The following is a 24416-nucleotide window of genomic DNA, read 5'->3' as shown; positions in this document are numbered from 1 at the left end:
TTTATCAAATACATTATAACTTATTTTAAAATAAAAAGATAAGTAAAATACTTATTTCAAGTTATAATGTCAGAAAATTCTTTACAGATTTGTGATTTAATTTTTATTATCTCTTTTTTGTTGTATCTCTTTAATTTTTTCAGGTGTTACATCATTACCTTCTGGATCAATTACTTTAGTATTTTCAATTTGTTGTTTAAACCCTTTTCTAAAACTCTCAAGATAAGCTTTTCTTAAGGCTGTTTGCTCCTTTGCTTCTTCTTGAGTTAATCCTACTTCTTTTTTCTTTTTAGCTAACTCGTTAATTCTTTCGATATTCAAATCAGAATTACTCAATTAAAAAACCTACCTTCAATTTGTTTATTCAATCATTATAATACTTTAACAAAATATAACAAATTTAAGATCAGCAAAAAAGTAATAAAAAACGCTATTTCGCAAAAATAGGCAAAATAACGTTGTGACAATGTATCAATTTATTAAAGCGAACACTTTCCCATCTCTTTGTTCGCTATTGTTTGTAGGGTCTTTATGTTCGTATGCTTTATTTATCGTATTGTTCTTAATTTGATGGTCAGTCATTTCGTACACTTGTTCCGAGTGAGCACTAATGTTCGCACTTAACAAGAATATTGCAAAGGCTGCACTTGAAACTAAAAATATGATGATATATGTTGATACGTTTTTATATTTATTGTAAAACATCATTTTCACTCCTAGAACGTTTGTTTGTATTAGTAATTTATCAGAACTTATGTTCTGTGTCAATATTTTAACGAACAAATGTTTGTTTTGGTTTCAAATTAATGATATACTGTATTTAAATTAATTTAGGGAGTGCCTATATATGAGAGAATTAACAAAACGACAAAGCGAAATATATAACTATATTAAACAAGTTGTTCAAACGAAAGGTTATCCGCCTAGTGTTCGCGAAATTGGTGAAGCAGTTGGCTTAGCATCCAGTTCAACTGTTCATGGTCACCTTTCACGTCTTGAAGAAAAAGGCTATATAAGAAGAGATCCAACGAAACCACGTGCTATAGAAATTGTAAGTGATCAAACAAATGATAATATTAATATGGAAGAAACGATTCATGTGCCAGTTATTGGTAAAGTCACAGCAGGTGTTCCTATTACCGCAGTAGAAAATATTGAAGAATATTTTCCATTACCTGAACACTTAACATCGACACACAATAGCGACATATTCATATTAAACGTCGTAGGCGACAGTATGATTGAGGCTGGTATATTAGACGGAGACAAAGTAATTGTTCGCAGTCAAACCATAGCAGAAAATGGAGACATTATTGTTGCTATGACTGAGGAAGATGAAGCAACTGTCAAACGCTTCTATAAAGAAAAAAATCGTTATCGATTACAACCTGAAAATAGTACAATGGAGCCAATTTACCTAGACAATGTTGCTGTAATTGGGAAAGTAATTGGTTTGTACCGCGAAATGTAATATTTTAAACCGTTATATATTATCGTAATTGTTAAGCCCTCATTTTTATAAATTTTGGACCTCTTGAAAAAGTTACGTTTTCAAGAGGTTTTATTTATTCTAATCTAAATTCAGTTCAAACAGAAATTGCGAATTGTTAGATAATCTCATTCTTTAATATAAATTTTGAATTACAGATTTCTGCAAAATGTTACACAAATTAAAACTCGCCCCCGTAATAATTTACAGGAGCGAGCCATTATTATTTTTTTCTTTCTTTTTTATTAAGTATATCTTTGACGCGTTCAAGTATATCCGCATCTTTTGGTTTATCTGTTGTCATCATGTTTATCTACTTCCTTACAGACAAACATTACCCTTTAATCTCATGCCAAAAACATTAACCAGTATAATTTTCTGTCCAAAAAGGTTGTTTTTCATCATTAAAATCAACACCAACACCTAATATTTTAAACGTATCATTTAAAATATTTTTTCTGTGACCAATAGAATTCATTAATCCTTGATGTGCATAGATACTACTAACTTGACCATATGCTAAATTCTCTCCGGCTGAGTTAAATGTAATACCATCTTTTTTCAATCGATCAAATGGTGATTGACCTTTTAAATTTGTATGATCAAAATAATGATTGTTGGCCATATCTTTACTATGCTTACGTGCAGTTTCAGAATTCTGTTTAGAATACTTCAATGTAGATAATTGATGTTGTTTTCTTTCAGCATTAACTAAATCAAAATTTTGTAGTTCAAAACTATCTGCAAGCGATTTCGATGGTGCTCCATATTGTTCTTTTAATCTATTTTCCATAGCATCACTTACTTGTAAAACAGCTGTTACATTATTACGTCGATGCTTATCATAAAATACCGTCGTATAAATGTGATTTTTATGGAAAACATCATATTCTTTATTATTTTGTTCGTAACGCACTCTACCTTTAACAATCTCTGTTTCTGGTTCGCCTAATCTTTGCCTTACAACCGATTTAGGTGTATTGTATTTAATTTTTGATTTTGAAGTGATTATATTTTGATTTGTATATAACGCATTAACTTTATCTTTCATGTAACTTATCATTATAAAATTATTGTAATCGTCATCATAATACGTATACCACTTCGTACCATATTCATTAAATGTCACTCTTTTTGGTTTATTTAATGTTTTCTCAACATCTGATTTCGACATGTTCATTTGTATATTATTAAAGGCAAATTGTTGTTTCTTCGGTGTATCCAATTTATTTTCCGCAGAAATTGTTTCTTTATTGATGTGAATGTCAATATATTGTCTTACTTCATTTTGTAAATGAATGAATGGTTTAAATTCTGTTATTGGCGCAATGATAATAATTGATAAAAACGCAACAACAGTTACTATGAATTTTTTAATTTACATCACCTACTATAAATATTAATCTCTATCACCGTTGAAAATAGAGTTTCTAACAATAACATAATCTACAGTACGTAATGATTTCAAGTCTTTTCCACCGGCATATGAAATTGAGCTTTGTAAATCTTGTTGCATTTCTTTTAAGGTATCCATTAATGAACCCTTATGTTCTACAAACATTTTTTTACCTTCTACATTTTTATGTTCGCCTTTTTGAAATTCAGATGCACTACCAAAATATTCTTTATACTGTTTACCATCAAGTTCTACAGTTTCACCAGGTGATTCTTCGTGTGCCGCAAATAATGAACCAATCATGACCATTGATGCACCAAATCTAATTGATTTAGCAATGTCGCCATGCGTTCTTATACCACCATCGGCAATCAAAGGTTTACGAGCTGCTTTACTACATATGTTTAATGCCGCTAACTGCCAACCACCAGTACCAAAACCTGTTTTAATCTTTGTAATACAAACTCTACCAGGACCTATACCGACTTTGGTAGCATCAGCACCAGCATTTTCTAATTCTCTAACACCTTCTGGCGTACCAACATTACCAGCAATAACAAAACTATCAGGTATATGGGTTTTTATATGTTTAATCATGTTTATCACTGAATCTGAGTGACCATGCGCAATATCTATTGTAATATATTCGGGGATTAATTTTTCTTGAGCTAACTTTTCAATAAAATCAAATTCCGCTTTCTTTACACCAACTGAAATAGATGCAAATAAGCCTGAATTTTGCATATGTTTTATAAAAGGTATTCTTGCTTCTTCATCAAAACGATGCATGATATAAAAGTAATCATTTTCAGCAAACCATTTCGCTAATTTCTCATTCATAACTGTTTGCATATTTGCAGGAACTACAGGTAGCTTGAATTTTTTCGGACCAAATTGGATAGTTGTATCACATTCAGACCTACTTTCAACTATGCATTTATTAGGTATTAATTGAATATCTTCGTAATCAAATATTTTCACTTTAAATAGCCCCTTTAAAAACTAATTATTTTTAAATGCAAATTAAAAACCGAATGTTTCCTTATTAATATGAGAAAACATTCAGTTTATAGCATTCGTATATACTGTACATTGTTTTATTGATATTGTAAATGGGCTAAAGTACGAAATTTGATTTTACCAACTTGATTTTTTAACACCTGGAATTTGTCCTTTGTGCGCATGTTCTCTAAACGCAATACGAGACATTTCAAATTTACGTAATACACCTCTAGGTCTTCCAGTTACTTTACATCTTCTAGTTAAACGTGTAGGTGATGAATCTCTTGGTAATTTTCTTAACGCTTCGTAATCACCTTTTGCTTTTAACTCTTTACGTAATTCGTAATATTTATTTACTAACTCTTCTCTTTTTCTCTCTTTTGCTATTTTAGATTTCTTAGCCATATATAGTTACCTCACTTTTTATCAAATCGTAATTATTACGATTTATATAATAACACAATCCTCACATAATTCAACAGTAAAGTTTCATTTCTTTGTTAAATCATTTTCTAAACCATCATATTTAAGATTAAAGTGTATTATCGAACATTTATAAAACATACCCAGAATTACTTCGTACTTATTAAATTCCGCTTTGAAATTTTAAATTCTACTATATTAAATACTCTTTCAAGCATTCGCTAACAAAGTGACTTTATAAAATCAGTAATCTATTTCCTTCTATAAATATTCTCAAATTTTAATAAAGTAACAACTAATATAATCATATATTGTTCTACCGATGAAACTCAATCCATTAATCACTCTTCACAAAAATTTCATAAAAAAGCGAGCTCCCCAATATAATAGGTAAGCCCGCTTTATTTTCAAATCGTCGTATTTGAATGATAAGAATTACTTAGTTTCACGATGTAACGTATATTTGTTTAATCTTGGGCAATATTTTTTCATTTCAATACGCTCAGGATTATTACGTTTATTTTTAGTAGTGATATAGTTACGATCGCCACATTCTGTGCATGCTAATGTTACGTTTACGCGCACGTTAAACACCCTCTCTTGTTAGGAATCTTTACGATTTATTATGATATCATAAACTGCTCAACTACGCAATATAGAAACTACATATCAAATTTATTTTTCAAAGTTTTCGTATGTTTCATCATTTTCAGTTTCAAGATCAATAGAATTTATATCAATACCTAATGCTTTTGCAACACCTTTACCATATTCTGGGTCAGCTTTGTAACAATGACGAATATGACGTCGTTTAACATCATCCGTTACGCCTTCCATTGCATTTGCTGTATTTGTAAAAATTCTTTCTTTAGCGTCCTCTGATTGTAATCTAAACAATTTACCTGGTTGTTCAAAATAATTATCATCATCTTGACGTTGATTATATTCATAGCCGTATCCATCAGTTGGGAATGGTGGCTTTTTATATTCAGGTTGAGAATCAAATTTACCATGGTTATTTGGATAATAATGTGTTCCTCCACCTTGGTTATTGTCAACTACGCGCATTTGACCATCTCTACTAAAAGGACAAATATTTTCAATACCAACACCTTTAGGTTGGTTTACAGGAATCTGCCAATGATTAACTCCTAATCGATATCTTTGCGCATCGCCATATGAGAATAAACGCCCTTGCAGCATTTTGTCTGGAGAAAAATCTAATCCTGGAATAATATTAGTTGGTGCAAACGCAGCTTGTTCAACATCCATAAAGTAATTATCTGGATTTCTATTTAATTCAAACTCTCCAACTTCAATTAGAGGATACTCATCGTGATACCATACTTTTGTTAAATCAAATGGATTATCTTTATGGTTTTTAGCTTGTTCCTCAGTCATTACTTGAATATACATTGTCCATTTTGGATAATCACCTTTTTCAATGGCTTCGAATAAATCGCGTTGAGATGAATCACGATCTGTAGCTATAATTTCAGCAGCTTCTTCATCAGTTAAGTTTTCAATACCTTGTTGCGTTCTAAAATGGAATTTAACCCAAACACGTTCACCAGAATCATTATACATAGAGTATGTGTGAGAACCGAACCCATGCATATGACGTAAATCTTTAGGAATCCCTCTATCTGACATTAAGATCGTTACTTGGTGCAATGCTTCTGGAAGACCCGTCCAGAAATCCCAGTTATTTTGTGCATCTCTCATATTTGTTCTAGGATCTCGTTTCACCGCACGATTTAAACTAACAAATAACTTTGGATCTCTAAAGAAGAATACTGGTGTGTTATTCCCTACTAAATCCCAGTTCCCTTCTTCAGTGTAGAACTTTAACGCAAATCCTCGAATGTCACGCTCCGCATCAGCAGCACCACGTTCTCCTGCTACAGTAGAGAAACGGGCAAACATTTCGGTTTGCTTACCTATTTCAGAGAATATTTTAGCATTCGTATATTTTGTTATATCTTTAGTTACAGTAAATGTCCCAAATGCACCAGAACCTTTGGCATGCATTCGACGTTCTGGTATTACTTCTCTATCAAATTGAGACATTTGCTCTAAAAAGTAAATATCTTGCATTAAAAGAGGTCCCCTAGGCCCTGCTGTCATACTATTTTCTCGGTCTGATACTGGATGCCCAAAAACACCAGTTAACTTTTTGTCTTGTTGTGACATAGTCATCCCTCCACAATTTATAATAATTATAATTTAATACATATTATAATTTAACCCCATCAAAATTACAATTAAACATGCTCAAGATGATTAAAAAATCAGAAAATTTTAATTTTTTCGCTTTACAGTACTAAATAGTTATTGAATAGTACACTTAAAAAGCTTACAATAATGGGTATATTTAAATAGATGGGAGACTAAATATGGAAGATAATAAAATGAACCGTAGTCTTAACTCAAGACACATTTCCATGATTGCTATAGGTGGTGCAATTGGGACTGGTCTATTTGTAGCTACTGGTAATATCATTTCTCAAGCTGGTCCTGGAGGCGCTATACTCGCTTATCTTGTTATTGGTGTCATGCTATATTTCTTAATGTCATCAATTGGAGAGTTGGCAACATTTTATCCAGTATCAGGTTCATTCAGCTCTTATTCAACACGCTTTATTGACTCATCTCTTGGCTTTACCATGGGATGGTTGTATTGGGCATTGTGGTCATTAGTTACAAGTGTTGATGTCATAGTAGCGTCAAATGTGCTTTATTTCTGGGACACATTTAAATTTTTCCACCCCATTACTTGGAGCTTAATCTTTATTACAATTTTACTATTATTAAACATTTTTTCTGTAAAATCATTTGGAGAAACTGAGTTTTGGTTATCATTGATTAAAGTGTTAACAATTATCGTATTCGTTATTTTTGGCTTTTTAATGATTTTCGGTATCTTAGGTGGTCATACATATGGATTTGAAAACTATACAAAAGGCCAAGCACCGTTTGTTGGTGGTATCTCTGGTTTCTTAGGCGTATTATTAGTCGCCGGATTTTCGGTTGGTGGTACAGAAGTAGTAGCAGTAACTGCTGGTGAATCAGATGACCCTAAAAAGTCTATGCCTAAGGCAATTAAACAAGTATTTTGGCGTATTCTTTTATTCTATGTCTTATCAATTGCAGTAATTGGTGCAATTATTCCGTACACAGATCCATCATTATTAAGAGCAAGTAGTTCAATAAGTCAAAGCCCATTTACAATTGTATTCGATAGAGTAGGCATAGCCTTTGCAGCATCAGTAATCAACGCGGTTATTTTAACTTCATTATTATCCGCTGCAAATTCAGGTGTTTATACAACAGGCAGAATGTTGTATTCCTTAAGTTCAGACAAAAAAGCACCCCAATTTTTAAGTAAATTAAACAAGACAACTAAGTTACCTTTAAGAGCATTATTAACTACTTATGCAGTCGTTGTTATTGTTATTATTTATGCAAACTTTAATTCAAATGCCGTTTTTAATTTACTTGAAATTATTGGTTCAATGATTATAGTTGTTTGGGGATCAAGCATTTGGTCACAAATACGATTGCGACAAGCTATTAAAAAACAAGGTCAAGACCCTAATAAGGTCCTACCATATAAAGCACCTTTTTATCCATTAGGACCAATCATTGTCATCACTACACTATTATTCTTGCTATTTGGTGGCTCAGTTGAATATATTTTAAAAGATCAATGGTTAAATGCTTTTAAAAACTTTTTACCTTTAATCATTCTAGCGTTGATTTACTTTATTCATAAAATCATTCACAAAACAAAATTTGTAAAGCTAGAAACAATTAATTTAAAACCACACGATTATGACAATCAAAAATAAATAAATTCTCATACGGCAGATGCTTTAGATTATCTATAGCATTTGCCGCTTTTTAATGGTGTAAAGCAGATATACTTTAATATCTTTTTCTAGTATAAAGTGTATTAACTAGTATTCTGTTTATATTTTATTATTACCATGTTACCATTCTTTATTTTAGATATTTTGCATATCGTGTATAATATAGATAACAATAACTTTTCAGGGGTGAAATTCAATGATTGGACAAACAAATTTATTTGATGATGTACTAAAGCAAGATGAAAGATTTGTTATTGTAGTTCAAGCATTAGAAGAAAAGAACGGACAATTATTAAAGAGAACTTTAAGGGAATATCCCGGTTTAAACCATAAACAAATGAATGATTTATTTATGCACTTAAAGGAATTATTTTCCGAAGAATCATTTGCTGAAAACCAATCAGCGTTCAGTATTACAGTTTATACAAATTTAGATTATACTGCTGACCAAATATATGCTCATGTAAAACGTTTCAGAGGTAAGCATGACTGGACACAAACAGCTAAATAAAATCAAGATGCTTGCAGTGATTTTAACAATTAATGTTAGATTGTCACTGCATTTTTTAATGCATTCGTTATTATTCAGAATGATCAAATTTATTTATCTACCTTCCGTGACTAGTTAATACTTGATTTATTCAAAAAATATACATTTACTCTATTCGTTTGATATCATTACTAATCTAAAATATGTATTTCAAATCCTCCATAGTATAACTGAAGTCATTTTCACAAAAATAAAAAGCCTTAACCACAAGATATCTTATTCAAATATCATGTGTTAAGGCTTATTTTAAAATTTATAACAATTTTTTGAGCGCATGTGGAATACCATTTTCATTATGATCCAACGTAACTTCATTTGCATATTGCTTAAGTTCATCTGATGCATTCCCCATAGCAATAGCTAGACCTGCGACTTCAAACATTGATTTATCATTCATACTATCACCAAAAGCAATGACTTGATCCACCGAATATCCCAATTTGTGACATAACGCTTTAATTGCATTACCTTTTGAAACGTCTTTGGCCATAAATTCTAAGAAGAATGGCTTACTTGTCGTAGCATCTACATTATCATTGAACACACCATTCAAATCAATTCTAGCTTCTGTAATATTCGCTACATAATCTACACCCATGACCTTGGGTACATCGCCTTGAATATACGCTTTGATATCATCAACACGTTTCATCGGTAAACCTGTTAATTCTGCTTCAATATTCATATACTCATGTTCGCTGTCGTAAATAATTTGACCATCATGATATGTAAGAACGAAAAAGCCTCTATCTCGACAATAATCTACAATTTCATCGAAATCTTGCTTACCAATCGATTTACTTACTTCTACTTCTTCATTAGTCATGTTAATCGTTTTACTACCGTTATAACTAATAATATAGCTATGATGTTCAGGTAATTTTAAATCTCTAGCAGTTGGAATCATACCTTCAGTAGGTCTACCAGATGCTAGAACAACATAATAACCTTCATCTTGAATTGCTGTTAAATAATTTGCAGTTTCTTCTGATATCACATTATCTGAATTTAGCAATGTGTCATCCATATCTAAAACGACAACTTTATAATTTGTCATATCGCATTAAATCTCCTCTCTATTCTGCATTTAATACTATTTTACAATATAAAGCGTCTATTGGTATACAATTCGTTCTTTAACACCACTGATATTAATATCGACCAATTCAGAATGGCATGATACTACCTGACTATTTAAAGAGCGAACCAATTCCCCACTATTTTCTTTACGACTAAATATTAAAATAGTTGGTCCAGCACCACTAATTACAGTTGCATAGGCATTATGTTGACTAGCAATTGTTTTCACTTCATCAAATTCAGCAATTAAATGCTGACGATACGGTTCATGAAAGCCATCTTGTTGCATGAGTTTACCTGCTAATTCATAATTGTGCTGTGCTAATGCACAAATCATTGTATTACTAATTGCACTACTTTTAACCGCTTCACTATGTGTTAATTTTTGTGGTAAAGCACGTCTTGATGCTTCTGTTTTTAGTTCATAAGTTGGTATCGTTACAATCACATCCACGTCTGGTATGTCGATATGTGCAACTGACGTTTCTTTCGAGACATCATTATAATATCCAGCGATTAAACCACCATAAATGGTCGGCGCAACATTATCAGGATGTCCTTCGATTTCAGTCGCTAATTGTAATACCTCATGTTTAGACAGTTGGATATCACCAAAATAATTTGCGATATATATAGCTCCTACTAAAGCAGAAGCTGACGAACCTAACCCTCTTGCCAATGGAATATCACTTCTCATTTCGATACATAAATTAGGCAAGTCAACACTATATTTAGAAGCAACTTGTTGTGCTACATGATAAATAAAGTTTGTTTCGTCAGTAGGCAATTGCTTAGATGCATCATCATGGAAAATATATTCCCATTTTGTCCCTGATGTTTCCTTTACAGACAGATGCAAAAATTTATCTAAAGCCATACCTATAGAATCAAAGCCAACTCCAAGGTTGGCTGTTGATGCAGGAATTGTTAACTCCAAAACATTCGACATGTTATAAAGCTCCTTTAATATAATCGATAATGCTATCTTTATCATTTGGCAATGGCTTTATCGGATTATCTAGTAGTGAAATAGCAGTATCAGGATCTTTTAATCCATTACCAGTTAAAATAGCAACTACTTTTTTACCTTGAGGTAATTTACCTTGTCTATGCAATTTAATTAAACCTGCAATAGAAGCATTACTCGCTGGTTCACTAAAGACACCTTCTTTAGTTGTCATTAACTGATATGCTTCTAGAATTTCATCATCAGTAACACTATCTATTAATCCATTTGATTCTTTAAGAGCATTAGTCGCCTTATCCCAACTAGCAGGATTACCAATTCGAATAGCAGTTGCAATCGTTTCAGGATTTTTAATGACTTTATTTTGAACAATTGGTGATGCGCCTTCAGCTTGGAAGCCAAACATTTTCGGCAATTGTGATCCTTTAGCTTCATGATATTCTTTAAAGCCTTTCCAATATGCAGTAATATTACCTGCATTACCTACAGGAATCGCTAAAATATCAGGTGCTTCACCGTCTAATTGTTGTACAATTTCAAATGAGCCTGTCTTTTGTCCTTCGATTCTAAATGGATTGACAGAGTTTACAAGCTCGATTTCGCCACTTTTTGCAATTTCTTTTACAATTTCTAAAGCTTCATCAAAGTTTCCTTCAATAGAAACGATTTCTGCACCATACATTACTGCTTGCGACAATTTACCTAATGCAATTTTACCTTCTGGTATTACGACGATAGCTTTTAAACCTGCTCTCGCTGCATATGCTGCTGCAGACGCTGATGTATTTCCAGTCGAAGCGCATATTACAATTTTCTTACCTTGCTCTTTTGCTTTTGTCACAGCCATTACCATACCGCGATCTTTAAATGAACCTGTCGGATTGGCACCTTCATACTTCACATATAAATCTATGCCTAGTATTTTAGACATATTTTCACAATGAATGAGTGGTGTATTTCCCTCGTTCAATGTTAATTTTGGTGTATTTTCATTTACTGGTAAATGTGCTTTAAACTCTTCTACTAATCCTTGCCATCTTCTCATTATAATTAAACTCCTTCTACTGGGTATACTTTGTCAACTTCGTATCCATGCTTAGTGATTAATTCTTCCGGTGATGATTCCAATCCAACTATAACAGCGGCATATGATTGATTATCGTAATTTGCAACTCTTAATGATCGGTGAAATGGTAATATTGCCTTTAACTCATTTTCAAAATTTTCAATTGAACCTTTGACATGATTCACTACTACAAAGAAATTGGATTTTTCTTTAATATTAATTTCTGCATCTGAATCCATCATTTCCCGTGTTTTATCTGTCTTTAATTCAAAATGTGGTGGCAATGTGTGTAAATCTGATTCAAAGAATAATGCTACATTCAATAAATCACTGACAACGGCACTACCTGTTGCTAAACTGCCTGCTCCTTTTCCATAAAACATCGTGTCACCAACGGCATCACCAATAACATAAATCGCGTTATATTCATCCTCTACAGCTGCTAATTGATGCTTTTTATCAATTAACGTTGGTTCTACCGATGCATTAACTTTGCCATTTTCATATATTCCCTTACCAATCAATTTAATTTTATACCCCAGTTGATCGGCTACATTAATATCAGTTAAAGTTACGCCACTAATTCCTCTTCGTTTAACGTCGTTTAATTTAATGACTTGGTTAAATGATAAATATGATGTAATGACAACTTTACGCGCTGCATCTACCCCTTCTACATCATCAGTTGGATCCGCTTCAGCAAAACCAAGTCTTTTCGCTTCATCAAGTGCTTCCTCAAATGTCGTTTGCTCTTTAGTCATTTTAGATAAAATAAAATTAGAGGTACCATTTAAAATTCCCATAAATTTTGAAATATTATTCGCATTCAAACCATTATTTATGGCATTTACGATCGGAATACCACCTGCTACACTCGCTTCAAACTTTAAAGCTACACCATTTTCTTCTGCTAAATCTTCTAAAAGTTTAAGATGTACTGCTAATAAATCTTTATTTGCGGTAATAACATGTTTTTTATTTTTAAGTGCTGTTCTTAACCAATCTACAGTTGGTTCAATTCCTCCCATGACTTCAACGATAATATCTAATGAATCATCATTTAAAATTTCATTAACATCTTCAGTTAAATGATATTGGCTAATATTTAGCGGTCTCTTTTTAGATTTATCTCGAACAAGAATATGCTTTATGACAATATCTTTATTTAATGTATCTTGAATTTGCTGTCGGTTCTCTTCGATGATTTTAACAACACCAGATCCGACAGTACCTAATCCTAATAATGCTATATTTAATTTTTTCATTTTATGTACCTCCGTTTGTGCTTTTGAGAAAAACAAATGTATTATTGAAAAACACTAGATGATAGTATAGTATAGAATTATTCTTTATTTTTGTAAAGTTCGTAATATTCAAAATATAAATACATAATATCATTCTTACTTACAAAACTGAATACAATTTTCTGATTTTTTAGAAAGGTTGGCATGCACTATGAAAGTTTCCAAATTCGGTGGTAGCTCCGTCTCCAATGCTACTCAAATTAAAAAGGTTTTAAATATTGTTAATTCTGATCCAGAGCGAAAGATTGTTATCGTTTCTGCTCCAGGTAAAAGACATGATAATGATATTAAAACAACTGATTTGTTAATCAGATTATATGAAAAGGTCATTAATCATCTTGATTATCATGATAAAAAAAGAGAAATTATTCAGCGTTATGATGATATTGTAAAAGAATTGCAAATGGATGAAAGTATTTTACGGACGATAGATGTGACTTTGGAACATTATATAAATCAATTAAAAAATGAACCAAAGAGACTATTAGATGCATTACTTTCTTGTGGTGAAGATTTTAATGCGCAATTGATAGCTTTATATAATAATAGTCAAGGTATACCAACAAAATATATATCACCGAAGGAAGCGGGTATTTTTGTTACTGACGTCCCACAAGAAGCACAAATATTAGATAGTGCTTACTCTGAAATTAAAAAATTAAGAGATTATGATGAAAAACTAATTATCCCAGGATTTTTTGGCGTATCTCATGAAGGATATATAGTTACATTTCCACGTGGCGGATCAGATATAACTGGCGCCATCATATCAAGTGGTGTTAGAGCCACAATTTATGAAAATTTCACCGATGTGTCTGGTATTTATAAAGCTAATCCAAATATCATCAAAGATCCTGAATTAATCGAAGAAATCACTTATCGAGAAATGCGTGAATTATCTTATGCTGGTTTTAGTGTTTTCCATGATGAAGCCTTACAACCACTTTATAAAGATCGCATCCCTGTGGTGATTAAAAATACGAACCGCCCTCAAGATAAGGGTACATTTATAGTGCATGATAGAGAAATAAATGCGAAAAATGTGATTAGCGGTATAAGTTGTGATAAAGATTTTACCGTTATTAATATCAAAAAGTATTTAATGAATAGACAAGTCGGCTTTACTAGAAAGATATTAGGTGTCTTAGAGGATAATAATATTTCATTTGATCATATGCCTTCAGGTATTGATACTATCAGTATCGTTATGCGTTCAAAACAAATTCAAAATAAAGAAACAAAAGTATTAAATGAAATTCGTCAAAAATGTGATGTTGATGAGCTAAGTATTGAGCATGATTTAGCAATATTAATGATTGTCGGCGAAGGTATGAATAAAGTCATCGGTACTGCAAATAAAATTACACATGCCTTAGCTGAATCAAAAATTAACTTAAAAATGATTAACCAAGGTGCTTCGGAAATCTCGATGATGTTTGGAATTCATGTAGATGATGCTGAAAAAGCTGTATTATCTACATATGAGTTTTGCTATCACGGGGTTGCATTAAAAAACTTGTGTGATAAAAACTAATATAAAAGCAATTCGTAACACATGTATTCAACTGCGTTATGAATTGCTTTTTCTTAATTATTTATTGTTCTCTGGATTGCATCCTTAATACGTTGCTCACCTACTACAAATTTTAAAATAAAAAATTGATAGTAGCTTAATGCATCTATGACTCGTTTATAATTGGAATAATGATGATACTGATGGTGTTGCATTAGATCATACATTAGAACGATCTCCGGTTTAATATAATCCACATCCCAATTTAAACTATGGAAGTATATGTTACTCTTAGGTATACGTATATTCGGATCCAATCTAAAAATCCATTCATCGTTTACTACATCATAAACGAAAATACTCATTATTGTTGTATCATCATATTGCACATAAACTTTTGCAATTTTTGAAAGTGATAAATCTTCTTTAGCTATTGCTTGATCTTGCTTATCTATGTATAGTAACGCATATGATTGCGGAATAACTTTCACAATATCACTTAAACGCTTACGTTCCACGCATATTTCAACAATAGAAGGTAATTTTAATTCATCATTTAAGAAAAGCTGCATGGCAACTTCACCGTGAAATTTAAATAATTGCGATGATGTTTTCATTAAATTGTCCACTAATTGTTCTTTAGCATTCATTTCATTCACTCTCAAATACACCTCCTAAGCAAGCGCTTTCACAAATATCATTATACATTTTAAAATTAATGAATTCAATCTTCAAAATACTATGAGTGACCTAATTCTGTCATTTAAATGACCGTTATAACATAAATTCGACATAAACTTGAATTCACGAATCTTTCACGTCATATTCATTGAACATCAATATCTGTCAGTTTATAATTTGATTATAACAATGATGAACTAAAATCAACTAATAAAAATGTGGGAAATTGAATAACAATTAATCTTTATTAATTATTATTGTATACAAAGTTAAAGAAGTCAAAAAGGATTGGTGAAAAAATGTCTTTTTATGTTGTACTTATCATTATCATTGTAGCATTAATTGGTATATTAGTTTTAAATCAAAGGTATAGTAATAGTAAAATAGATACCGAAGTTTATGCAAGAAAGCAACTTATTAAAAAGAACAAAGCATTAAGTGCAGAAAATGCTGAATTAAGAAGTCAAATGCTGAGTTCTAATAATGATGTTGGCCACCATGCATACAAAAATGCTAAAAGAGAATTACGCAAGATTTTAGATAGCTATCTCGAAAATGGTAAATTAAAATATTACGATATTATCGTTACAAGCAATTTAGCTACTAAACATCCGTTTTTCGAGTATGCACGTTCATTTGATTTTATCATTGTTTCAGATATCGGTTTAATAAACGTTGATGTAAAAAGCTGGGGTGAAAAAACATTTTATCACTTTGATGTACCTGATGAGCATGATACAGAAATAAGCAATAGTAATATTGAAAAAGTTGTCGGTCATTACATTAGCCAGCAATATCATGATCAGTTTAATTCATCAAGAAAGTCTATCTATACTTTTACAGAAACAGTTCAACCAAATCGTGTTATTTATGATTTTTATGATTATGATCCGTATCAATTAGCAGCAAATAATGCGAAAGCATTAAAGGATCATATTGAACAAAACTTTAACTTTAAAGTCCAAAGTACCGGTGTTATTTACTTTAGTGATGGTACAGTTAATATCATTCAAGGTTCTGAAGAAAGAGATAAATATGTTGATACAGTTTCAACAAAATCTTCGTTACGACGTATTATTAGCGAAGCCATAGAGCTATCTAAACACCCTTTAAATAAAGAACAGGTTGATCAAATCACAGCTATATTCAAGTAAAATCAAAGGCATAATAATCCATTACGCTCGATACGCACTATGGTTATTATGCCTTTAAATTATTTCTATATATAAATTTATGGTAATAATAAATCGATGCTTCAAGTATATTTTACTTTAATATATATAATCACCTATTTAATTATTTACTCCAAATATTTAATTTCTGTTGTTTAGCTTTATTTTGTGCTTCTATAAATACATTTCTATATTTGCCATTTGGTGAAAAATACTTCTCTCTAGCAAGTCCCTTTTCCACTAATTCCTTATTGTACATACGATCTTTACTTATCCATACATACGCCAATGTTCTACCATAGCGATCTTGTTTTTCTTTATCATATTCTAAATAAACATCTTGATTTGTTAATGTCTTCTTACTATAATTTGATGCTTCTTTGCCAAATGGTTGTACAGGCGTATTCGGTTTCACCGTTTCTGGCGTATCAACCCCTATAAGCCTAACTTTAATTTCTTTACCATTTTGATTTGCAATAAATGTATCACCATCCACAACTCTTTGAACATGTACTTTATCTTTACCATTTAAATCTTGTACAGTTTCATGATTCGTCCCCTTTTTGAAAGGACCCGTATGATTCATAAATTGAAATGCTAATACACCTACAATAATGATGGCTACCACAATCATAGCAAGCGATTTATTTGACTTCATATTGCCACCTACTTCTCTTTTTTCATTCCGATTAATCATATAAAAGTTAAGAAATATCGTCAATAGCCATATCTACATATTTCAATATTTTGGAAAGCTATAGCATGATATAATGTTATTGTTAAGGAGTGAAAATAAATGAACATTTCAAATGAAAATACAGTCACATTAATTGCAGTAATTATCGCAATTATCATTGGTATTTTCCTACAAATATTTTTCAAATTACCATTAATAGTGACGGCAGTACTATCTATTTTATTGGGTATCTTTGTAGGCTTTATCGTTTACTTGATTGTTTCGTTTTATAATAAGCGAAAAAATTAGTTAACAAATCTAAATTGCGAGTACCAAAATAAAAGTATTGAGTAAGATTTTGATTATTGACTCACTTTCCAAGTCTCTTAAATCAAAACACTCAATACTTTTTTGTTTGTATTTAGATCCAGCCTTTTTCATTTGCCTTTTTCCAAGCATCAAAACGATTATCTGCAAATAATTTATCAATTATAACAGATGTATAATTTCTAACTGTTCCATCTGTCAAAAATAATTTTTCACTTATTTCTTTACTACTTAAACCATTGCCAATTTCCCTTAATACAATTTGTTCTTTGGGCGTTAATGGGTTTTTATCTACAAAAAATGAAGTCATCAATGTGGCGCTATATTCTTTCTCTCCGTTATTTACTTTATTAATGGTTTCCACCAATTCTTCTATAGAACGTTCTTTTAAAACATATGCATCCACATCATTCACAACTGCTTTTTCAAAGTATCCCGGTCTTTTAAAAGTTGTTACAATAATCACTTTAATATTCAAATGCTTTTTTCTAATTTCCGCTAAAACTTCAAGTCCAGTCATGCCTGGCATTTCTATATCTAAAATAACAACGTTAGGATTATATTCTTCAATAAGTTTCATTGCATCGAGACCATTATCAGTATCTGCTAAAATTTCAAAATCACCATGTAGTTTAATTAATTGAACCATTGCCTGTCGTAACATATTTTGATCTTCTGCAATAATTAAAGATGTCATGCTATTCCTCCTGTTGAGATTTCAATGATTATTTTAGTTCCATTTGTTGAGTCGACTGCTAAAGTTCCATTTAAATGTTGTACACGCTGTGAAATACTTTTCACCTCACAATCACTATCGATACCTTTGCCATCATCTTCAATCATAAGCAGTAATTTATGATTGTTTACAGTTTTTAATTTACCATGAACTTTTGAAGCATTTGCATGTTTAATAACATTATTTATCGCTTCACGCGTAATCATAACTAACATAGATTGTTTAGTAGGACTTAATACTTGCGCTAATTCTTTATTTTCAAATGTAAAATCAATATCAGCATCTTTTAAAACTTTACGTATACTATCAATCTCTTCAATAAATGATGGTAATTTTACATCATCAATAATTTCTCGAACTTTGTTCAATGATTCACGAGATAATTTATTAATTGCTAATAATTCAGCTTTTACTTTTTCTACATCAGCATCTATTAGTTTATAAGCTAATTCTGATTTTAATGATAAACTTGCAAACACATGCCCTAACGTATCATGTAAGTCTTGACCAATTCTATGTCGCTCTTGTTCAGCAATTAATGTATTAATATGTCTATTTTTTTCTGCTATTTCTTTTTGATATTCACGGTTTTTCATTTTTTTAAAATTATCTAGCATTATTAACGATATAACGACATAATAAACCATCATTGCAACAAAATAGTTGTTATACAATAAGTACGTTATTATTGTACATATAATCATTGTTAGTATGAAAAGATTAGTTGCCGTTTTTTTAACATTATTTTTAAAAGTAAATGGAACGGCAAAAGCACTATAAAAGAAAAACAAACTTAGCATTGGATGTACACTGAAAACAAAATAACAAATAATAAAATAATGAATAATCAACAAAATGTAAAACATTAATGTATTAAGTCTATTATTTACTATAACTAATATAAGATACGACAACGAAAAGACAATGACTGATATAATATACAACCATTTGGGACCATATACTTCATTAAAAAATATACCGGCAATAGGAAAAATCAGATAAAGTATAGACGATATTTCAGCAATTGAAGTATCTTTTAAAAATTTCATATTTTATTCCGCCCTTTTAAAATGACTAATACAATATACTGCTATTATACTCCCTAAAGCATACAAGAGTATTATAGCAAATGATATTAAATTGATATGATGATTTGAAGCAATATCTACACCTAGTTTACGCAAATGATAGCTCGGTAAAACATGAGCAACATGTTGAAGCCAATTTGGAAATGTGTTTATCGGAAACCACAATCCACCTAATACTGCTAAACCAATTGTTACGATATTAGCTAAAGCACTTGTTTTTTGAATATCATTTAACAAAGAAAATAATATGCCAAAAGTTATTAATAGAGACGCACCTAACCATAAAAATATTCCTGACTCTAACCATTGAACTGCACTCATTGCAACACCTTTATAAAAATGTCCAACCATAAAAATAACTAATATCGCTATTGCAAATTGCAGCATAGTTTTCACTACTTTTGAAATATAATAACTAGTAAAAGTAAATGGTGTTACCATTAATCTTTGGCGCCATTCATTTTGTTTTTCATTAATAATATCTAATGGAAAAGTTAGTAAACTAAAACTTAACAAACTATAAACCGTCATACTATACATATACTCTTTATAAAATTTAGGTTTAACATCTTCCGGCAATTCCAATATCGAAGTAAATAATATATAGAATATAACAGGAAATAAAATAGATAATATTAATGTTGTTTTTTTACGCATTATAACTTTAAATTCGATTTTCAAGTAACTTAGTATCATAATTAGATCCCCTTTGCTTTTTATTGTTGAAGTATGAATCAACAATTGAGACTTTTTGTATTTCAATATCATCCAAATTAATATGAAGTTGTTGAAGATATAAAATCGTATCATTTACATTTGAAGTAATAATTTTGATAGTGCCATTATGATTTTTTTGAATAACTAAATCATCTTTATCTAGTTTTAACTTTCTTATATATTCATCGGATAACGTAATCTGAGATTGCTGATTGGTTCTAATATGTGACGTTGAATCATTAAGTATTATTTCTCCATTTTCAATGAGAATAATTTTGTCTGACATACGTTCGACTTCTTCAATATAGTGCGATGTATAGAGTATCGTTCGATTATCTTCTTTTAAATTTTCAATAATTGACCAAAAATATTCTCTAATTTCTATATCCATAGTCGATGTTGGTTCATCTAATAAGATCAATTGTGGTTGTCCGATTAAAGATAATACAAAATCGAGTAATCGTTGTTGACCACCAGAAAGTTTATTTACAAATTGGTTCAGTTGACTAGAATCAAATTTCGTCAGTTCTATTATTTCTTCCAATGGTAATGGATTTTCGTAAAATGATTGATATAAGTTGATAATCTCAATAACTTTTAATTGATCTGGAAACATCGTTTTTTGGAACATTATACTGCGATTTTCACTTTGTAATAACTTGTCTTTATCAAATATCTCACCAGAATTAGCATTAACATTACCAATTAATATATCAATTAACGTTGACTTTCCAGCACCATTTTTTCCAATTAAAGCGATACATTTACCTTGTTCAATATCGAACGAAATATTTTTTAGAACACATCTTTTATTAAATGACTTGTTGATATTAGATATTTGAATCAATTTAATCACCTCTATTTTTTTCTTAATTTAATATTAGTAAATTTATTAGATTTAAAATAGAACACTTTGTCATAGATTTGAAATGACAAATGTCATTATTAGATTTACATAATATATTTATCGTTATTTTAATTTTGGGCAAAATAAAAAGAGCCTCTATAATCGAGACTCCTTACAAATAAATTATAAAATTGGCGAAACTAATTTTGCTAACGATTCTTTGAATTTAACAGACAGCGGTCTATTGGCATATGATTCTTTGGTTAGTTGTTTTGATTTTGTAATATCATGTTCATAAGCCACCCTTAAATCTTTAGCAAGATTTTCATCATATACAAAGGCATTTACTTCAAAATTTAATTCAAAACTTCTAAAGTCCATATTTGCTGTGCCCACTGATACGATTTCATCATCAATTAAGCACATTTTAGAATGTATAAATCCATTTTCATACGTATAAATTTTAACACCACTTGATAATAAGTCAGAGGCATTTGAAAATGTCGCCCAATATACTAATGGATGATCTGGCTTACATGGAATCATTAAATGTACATCTACACCTGATTTAGCAGCAATTTTAATGGCATTTATATATGAATTATCCGGAATGAAATATGGTGATTGTAAATATACAGATTTCTTTGCACTCATAATCATTTTTGTATAACCGTATTCAATTTGATGCCAGTCACTAGCCGGGCCACTTGCAGCTATTTGAATTGGTGAATTGCCCAATGGTCCGTTCTTTTTAGGGAAATACTTAACATCATATTCAAATTGTGGACGGTGCGCTTGCGAATTCCAGTCTAAAATAAATCGCAACTGCAGTGCATCAACCGCATCCCCTTGTATACGTAAATGCGTATCTCTCCAATATCCTAATTTTCCTAATCCTAGATATTCATCACCAATGTTAAATCCTCCGACATAACCTAGTTGACCATCGATTACGATGATTTTTCTATGATTTCTATTATTCATTCTGAAATTCAATAACGGTAATTTTGAAGCAAAAAATGCTTCAACTTCTCCACCTAACGATTTAAAATGATCAAAATTTGCCATCTTAACATTTTTAGATCCAACATCATCATATAATATTTTTACTTCTAGACCTTGTTTCAATTTTTCTTCTAAAGCATGTAAAATTCTTTTACCTAAACCATCTAAAGCGAAAGTATAGTACTCTAAATGGATATATTCTTTTGCATTTTTAATATCTTTTAAAACTTGATCATATAAATCATTTCCATCAATGAAATGATCAACTTTATTATTTTCAGTTAAAAAACCATCTTGATCCATCAAAAGCATACGTACTAAATCATGATGTTTTTGAACTTGTTTGTTATCAGTACCATAATTACCTTTATCAAAGCTTTCTATTTGTTGTTTTAAAAGTCCATCGAAATCCGTTAACACGTTACCATTGTTTTTATTCAATTTGCGTGCCGAAACGGTTCTACCAAAAAACAAGTAAAGAATAAAACCAATCAATGGTAAGACAAAAAGTACAAATAGCCATGCCCAAGTTGAACTCGCTGTACGCCTATTTCTTTCTAAAAAGATAATAATAAAAGCCAATACTAAATTAATGATGAATCCAATGGCTAAAATAATAGTAAATAACGTTCCTAAATCGTTTGAAAATGTAAATCGCATAGTCTTTTCTCCTATAAAGAAAGGCACAAAAAAACATTTTGCACCTTTCACGTCATATTATTTATTCACAGATAAAGTTAAAATTGCATTGAATTCTTCTTCATTATTTGGGAATGTTCTTTCTTCTATTTCTTTAATAGTAATATTTACTAATTTTAAATTTGTAGCTTCTTCAGAACTTAAAAAAGCATTAATGTTTTTTTCTAATAACTCTAAAGTCTCAGCTGTAAAAGTTTTAAGTTTAATTTGTTCCATTTAAATCCCCTCTTTTCTCTATTTCCTAAATCATAGAACTTTTAACAGTAAAATTCAATCATTAATACATGTGTTCCAGCATGAAAAGTCGCTGTGATAAAAAATTAATTAATTTTCATAATGTATTGTTTGATGTATAATATATTTATTCAACTTCGCGATAATGCGATACAAACTTTAACCATTCATAATACATTTTAAATATCGAACTAGTTTTGAAATTGGTTTATCTTATTAAAATGTTGATATTAGTTTTAGGGGGAAATGTAGTGATTTCATTCGAAAATGATTATTTAGAAGGTGCTCATGAAAAAGTATTAAAACGATTAGTAGATACAAATCTTGTACAAGCTTCGGGATATGGCTTTGATCAATTCACAGCTCAGGCAATTGAAAAGATTAAAGATACAATTGACTGTCCAAATGCTACAATTCGTTTTTTAGTAGGTGGAACACAAACCAATCAGGTTGTTATTAATTCAATGTTAGAAAGTTACGAAGGGGTCATTTCAGCAGACACTGGTCATGTTGCTGTGCATGAGGGCGGTGCAATTGAATATAGTGGACATAAAGTAATTACTGTACCCTCTAAGGAAGGAAAAGTTAGTGCTTCAGATGTTGAAACTTACATGGAGACATTTAAAAGTGATTTTAAAAAGGACCATATGGTATTCCCAGGAATGGTATATATTTCTCATCCTACAGAATATGGCACATTATACTCTAAATCAGAATTGGAAGAGTTATGCAAAGTATGTAAGCAATATCAGCTTCCATTATTTATGGATGGTGCACGATTAGGGTATGGATTGATGAGTGACCAATCAGATATGACTATTAAAGACATCGCTAAATATTGTGATGTATTTTATATAGGTGGTACGAAGATAGGTGCATTATGCGGGGAAGCCATTGTTTTTACGAAAAATAATGAACCGAAACAATTTACCACTCGAATCAAGCATCACGGTGCCCTTTTAGCAAAAGGACGGTTAACAGGCATACAATTTTTAGAATTATTTACGGACAATTTATATTTTAATATAAGCAGACATGCTATCGAAATGGCAAATAAGATGAAAGACGGGTTTAAAAATAAAGGCTATCGTCTTTACTTTGATTCTCCAACCAATCAACAATTTTTTATTTTAAGTAACGAGAAAATAGCAGAGTTAGAACAAAAAGTTAAATTTGCTGTTTGGGAAAAATACGATGATCAACATCGTGTTGTTAGATTCGCAACCAGTTGGGCGACAACCGAAGAAAATTTAAATAAACTATTAGAATTAATCTAATAATGCTGTTATATGTCATCTGGTAAATCATTTATTAATTAATTAAGATCAGTTGAGTAGATGTGTTTATTTATATATGAAACTGCTCATTTGTAGCCGTTGATGATATAAAATTACATTATTCCAAAACAAGGTACTACAGATTATTGAGTATCTTGTTTTATTTTATATATTTAAAAATGTTAATTTGTGCTGTATTTACTTTAATTTGACGACATTTGAGAAGTATTATGATGGTTGTAGTTATTTTATGAAAGTAATGTATTAACAATCGAATTACTAAGTCTATATTGGT

The 24416-nt window shown here is 30.7% G+C and carries 27 protein-coding genes; 8 read left to right on the top strand and 19 right to left on the bottom strand.

The genetic code is table 11. The features are described from left to right. Positions 1 to 96: 96 nt before the first annotated feature. Both AA076_RS06765 and sosA read right to left on the bottom strand, forming a co-directional pair. Complete coding sequence (locus tag AA076_RS06765) at positions 97 to 336, bottom strand: DUF896 domain-containing protein (RefSeq protein WP_000071351.1); 240 nt, start codon at positions 334 to 336, stop codon at positions 97 to 99. Between the two features lie 135 nt (positions 337 to 471). Further along, entirely contained in the window at positions 472 to 705 is a 234-nt protein-coding gene (gene sosA / locus AA076_RS06760) for a DNA damage-induced cell division inhibitor SosA (protein WP_000499647.1), read from the bottom strand. A 142-nt stretch (positions 706 to 847) separates the two neighbouring features. Between sosA and lexA the strand changes: the two genes are divergently transcribed. Then, positions 848 to 1471: a transcriptional repressor LexA gene (gene lexA / locus AA076_RS06755; RefSeq protein ID WP_001208760.1), complete on the top strand. Its 624-nt coding sequence runs from the start codon at positions 848 to 850 to the stop codon at positions 1469 to 1471. A 379-nt stretch (positions 1472 to 1850) separates the two neighbouring features. Here the strand turns inward: lexA and AA076_RS06750 are convergent, their stop codons facing one another. The 5 genes from AA076_RS06750 to AA076_RS06725 all read right to left on the bottom strand — a co-directional run bounded on the left by AA076_RS06750 (position 1851) and on the right by AA076_RS06725 (position 6503). Further along, on the bottom strand, positions 1851 to 2867 hold the full coding sequence (locus AA076_RS06750; protein ID WP_001789887.1) for a CAP domain-containing protein: 1017 nt from the start codon (positions 2865 to 2867) through the stop codon (positions 1851 to 1853). 21 nt (positions 2868 to 2888) lie between these two features. Continuing rightward, on the bottom strand, positions 2889 to 3866 hold the full coding sequence (gene guaC, locus AA076_RS06740; protein WP_000688126.1) for a GMP reductase: 978 nt from the start codon (positions 3864 to 3866) through the stop codon (positions 2889 to 2891). Between the two features lie 156 nt (positions 3867 to 4022). Then, a complete protein-coding gene (rpsN, locus tag AA076_RS06735; protein WP_001085655.1) occupies positions 4023 to 4292 on the bottom strand; it encodes a 30S ribosomal protein S14 in 270 nt (89 codons plus the stop codon). Between the two features lie 453 nt (positions 4293 to 4745). Continuing rightward, positions 4746 to 4895: a 50S ribosomal protein L33 gene (gene rpmG / locus AA076_RS06730; RefSeq protein WP_001265708.1), complete on the bottom strand. Its 150-nt coding sequence runs from the start codon at positions 4893 to 4895 to the stop codon at positions 4746 to 4748. A 90-nt stretch (positions 4896 to 4985) separates the two neighbouring features. Continuing rightward, entirely contained in the window at positions 4986 to 6503 is a 1518-nt protein-coding gene (locus tag AA076_RS06725) for a catalase (RefSeq protein ID WP_000082539.1), read from the bottom strand. 203 nt (positions 6504 to 6706) lie between these two features. Between AA076_RS06725 and AA076_RS06720 the strand changes: the two genes are divergently transcribed. The 3 genes from AA076_RS06720 to AA076_RS06710 all read left to right on the top strand — a co-directional run bounded on the left by AA076_RS06720 (position 6707) and on the right by AA076_RS06710 (position 8693). Then, the gene (locus AA076_RS06720; RefSeq protein ID WP_000389956.1) at positions 6707 to 8161 is read left to right on the top strand and encodes an amino acid permease; all 1455 of its coding nucleotides are present in this window, start codon (positions 6707 to 6709) and stop codon (positions 8159 to 8161) included. 138 nt (positions 8162 to 8299) lie between these two features. Continuing rightward, positions 8300 to 8404: a hypothetical protein gene (locus AA076_RS14915; RefSeq protein ID WP_001791424.1), complete on the top strand. Its 105-nt coding sequence runs from the start codon at positions 8300 to 8302 to the stop codon at positions 8402 to 8404. Then, a complete protein-coding gene (locus AA076_RS06710) occupies positions 8379 to 8693 on the top strand; it encodes a hypothetical protein (RefSeq protein ID WP_000580198.1) in 315 nt (104 codons plus the stop codon). Before AA076_RS14915 ends, AA076_RS06710 begins: the two co-directional genes overlap by 26 nt. A 292-nt stretch (positions 8694 to 8985) precedes the next feature. Here the strand turns inward: AA076_RS06710 and AA076_RS06705 are convergent, their stop codons facing one another. From AA076_RS06705 to AA076_RS06690, 4 genes are read right to left on the bottom strand one after another with little or no spacing between them, the layout of a single operon-like run. Then, positions 8986 to 9789 (bottom strand): Cof-type HAD-IIB family hydrolase, encoded by an 804-nt coding sequence (locus AA076_RS06705; RefSeq protein ID WP_000186313.1) that lies wholly within the window; start codon positions 9787 to 9789, stop codon positions 8986 to 8988. A gap of 57 nt (positions 9790 to 9846) precedes the next feature. Next, complete coding sequence (thrB, locus tag AA076_RS06700) at positions 9847 to 10761, bottom strand: homoserine kinase (RefSeq protein WP_000073184.1); 915 nt, start codon at positions 10759 to 10761, stop codon at positions 9847 to 9849. 1 nt (position 10762) lies between these two features. Next, positions 10763 to 11824 carry a threonine synthase gene (gene thrC, locus AA076_RS06695; RefSeq protein ID WP_001255460.1) on the bottom strand — a complete coding sequence of 354 codons (1062 nt, stop codon included), beginning with the start codon at positions 11822 to 11824 and terminating at the stop codon, positions 10763 to 10765. Positions 11825 to 11829: 5 nt separating this feature from the next. Continuing rightward, positions 11830 to 13110, bottom strand: a complete 1281-nt coding sequence (locus AA076_RS06690; RefSeq protein ID WP_000735864.1) for a homoserine dehydrogenase — start codon at positions 13108 to 13110, stop codon at positions 11830 to 11832. A 190-nt stretch (positions 13111 to 13300) separates the two neighbouring features. On the opposite strand from AA076_RS06690, the gene AA076_RS06685 reads away from it, so the two are divergent. Next, complete coding sequence (locus AA076_RS06685) at positions 13301 to 14683, top strand: aspartate kinase (RefSeq protein WP_000868645.1); 1383 nt, start codon at positions 13301 to 13303, stop codon at positions 14681 to 14683. Positions 14684 to 14736: 53 nt separating this feature from the next. Here AA076_RS06685 and AA076_RS06680 read toward each other — a convergent pair whose 3' ends face one another. Continuing rightward, entirely contained in the window at positions 14737 to 15312 is a 576-nt protein-coding gene (locus AA076_RS06680; protein ID WP_001803470.1) for a hypothetical protein, read from the bottom strand. A 330-nt stretch (positions 15313 to 15642) separates the two neighbouring features. On the opposite strand from AA076_RS06680, the gene AA076_RS06675 reads away from it, so the two are divergent. After that, positions 15643 to 16497: a hypothetical protein gene (locus AA076_RS06675; RefSeq protein WP_000011823.1), complete on the top strand. Its 855-nt coding sequence runs from the start codon at positions 15643 to 15645 to the stop codon at positions 16495 to 16497. 142 nt (positions 16498 to 16639) lie between these two features. On the opposite strand, the gene nucI is transcribed toward AA076_RS06675, so the two are convergent. Beyond that, a complete protein-coding gene (nucI, locus tag AA076_RS06670; RefSeq protein ID WP_000841351.1) occupies positions 16640 to 17173 on the bottom strand; it encodes a thermonuclease NucI in 534 nt (177 codons plus the stop codon). A 138-nt stretch (positions 17174 to 17311) separates the two neighbouring features. Here nucI and AA076_RS06665 point away from each other — a divergent pair, with 138 nt between their 5' ends. Beyond that, positions 17312 to 17500, top strand: coding sequence for a hypothetical protein (locus AA076_RS06665; RefSeq protein WP_001027143.1), 189 nt, complete (start codon positions 17312 to 17314; stop codon positions 17498 to 17500). A 112-nt stretch (positions 17501 to 17612) separates the two neighbouring features. Here AA076_RS06665 and AA076_RS06660 read toward each other — a convergent pair whose 3' ends face one another. The 6 genes from AA076_RS06660 to AA076_RS06635 all read right to left on the bottom strand — a co-directional run bounded on the left by AA076_RS06660 (position 17613) and on the right by AA076_RS06635 (position 22826). Further along, entirely contained in the window at positions 17613 to 18215 is a 603-nt protein-coding gene (locus AA076_RS06660) for a response regulator (RefSeq protein WP_000202390.1), read from the bottom strand. After that, on the bottom strand, positions 18212 to 19303 hold the full coding sequence (locus tag AA076_RS06655; RefSeq protein WP_000670300.1) for a sensor histidine kinase: 1092 nt from the start codon (positions 19301 to 19303) through the stop codon (positions 18212 to 18214). Before AA076_RS06655 ends, AA076_RS06660 begins: the two co-directional genes overlap by 4 nt. 3 nt (positions 19304 to 19306) lie before the next feature. Then, positions 19307 to 20038 carry an ABC transporter permease gene (locus tag AA076_RS06650; RefSeq protein ID WP_000603968.1) on the bottom strand — a complete coding sequence of 244 codons (732 nt, stop codon included), beginning with the start codon at positions 20036 to 20038 and terminating at the stop codon, positions 19307 to 19309. Next, positions 20007 to 20915 (bottom strand): ABC transporter ATP-binding protein, encoded by a 909-nt coding sequence (locus AA076_RS06645; RefSeq protein WP_000593436.1) that lies wholly within the window; start codon positions 20913 to 20915, stop codon positions 20007 to 20009. The genes AA076_RS06650 and AA076_RS06645 overlap by 32 nt, the downstream gene beginning before the upstream one ends. A gap of 174 nt (positions 20916 to 21089) precedes the next feature. Further along, entirely contained in the window at positions 21090 to 22571 is a 1482-nt protein-coding gene (gene cls, locus AA076_RS06640; RefSeq protein ID WP_001212860.1) for a cardiolipin synthase, read from the bottom strand. Between the two features lie 57 nt (positions 22572 to 22628). After that, positions 22629 to 22826: a hypothetical protein gene (locus AA076_RS06635; RefSeq protein ID WP_000435068.1), complete on the bottom strand. Its 198-nt coding sequence runs from the start codon at positions 22824 to 22826 to the stop codon at positions 22629 to 22631. A 269-nt stretch (positions 22827 to 23095) separates the two neighbouring features. Between AA076_RS06635 and AA076_RS06630 the strand changes: the two genes are divergently transcribed. Beyond that, on the top strand, positions 23096 to 24121 hold the full coding sequence (locus tag AA076_RS06630) for a threonine aldolase family protein (RefSeq protein ID WP_002871144.1): 1026 nt from the start codon (positions 23096 to 23098) through the stop codon (positions 24119 to 24121). Positions 24122 to 24416: the final 295 nt, after the last annotated feature.

The organism is Staphylococcus aureus (assembly GCF_001027105.1).
GTDB classification, from domain to species: Bacteria; Bacillota; Bacilli; order Staphylococcales; family Staphylococcaceae; genus Staphylococcus; species Staphylococcus aureus.
This window is presented reverse-complemented; position numbering and strand designations above follow the sequence as displayed.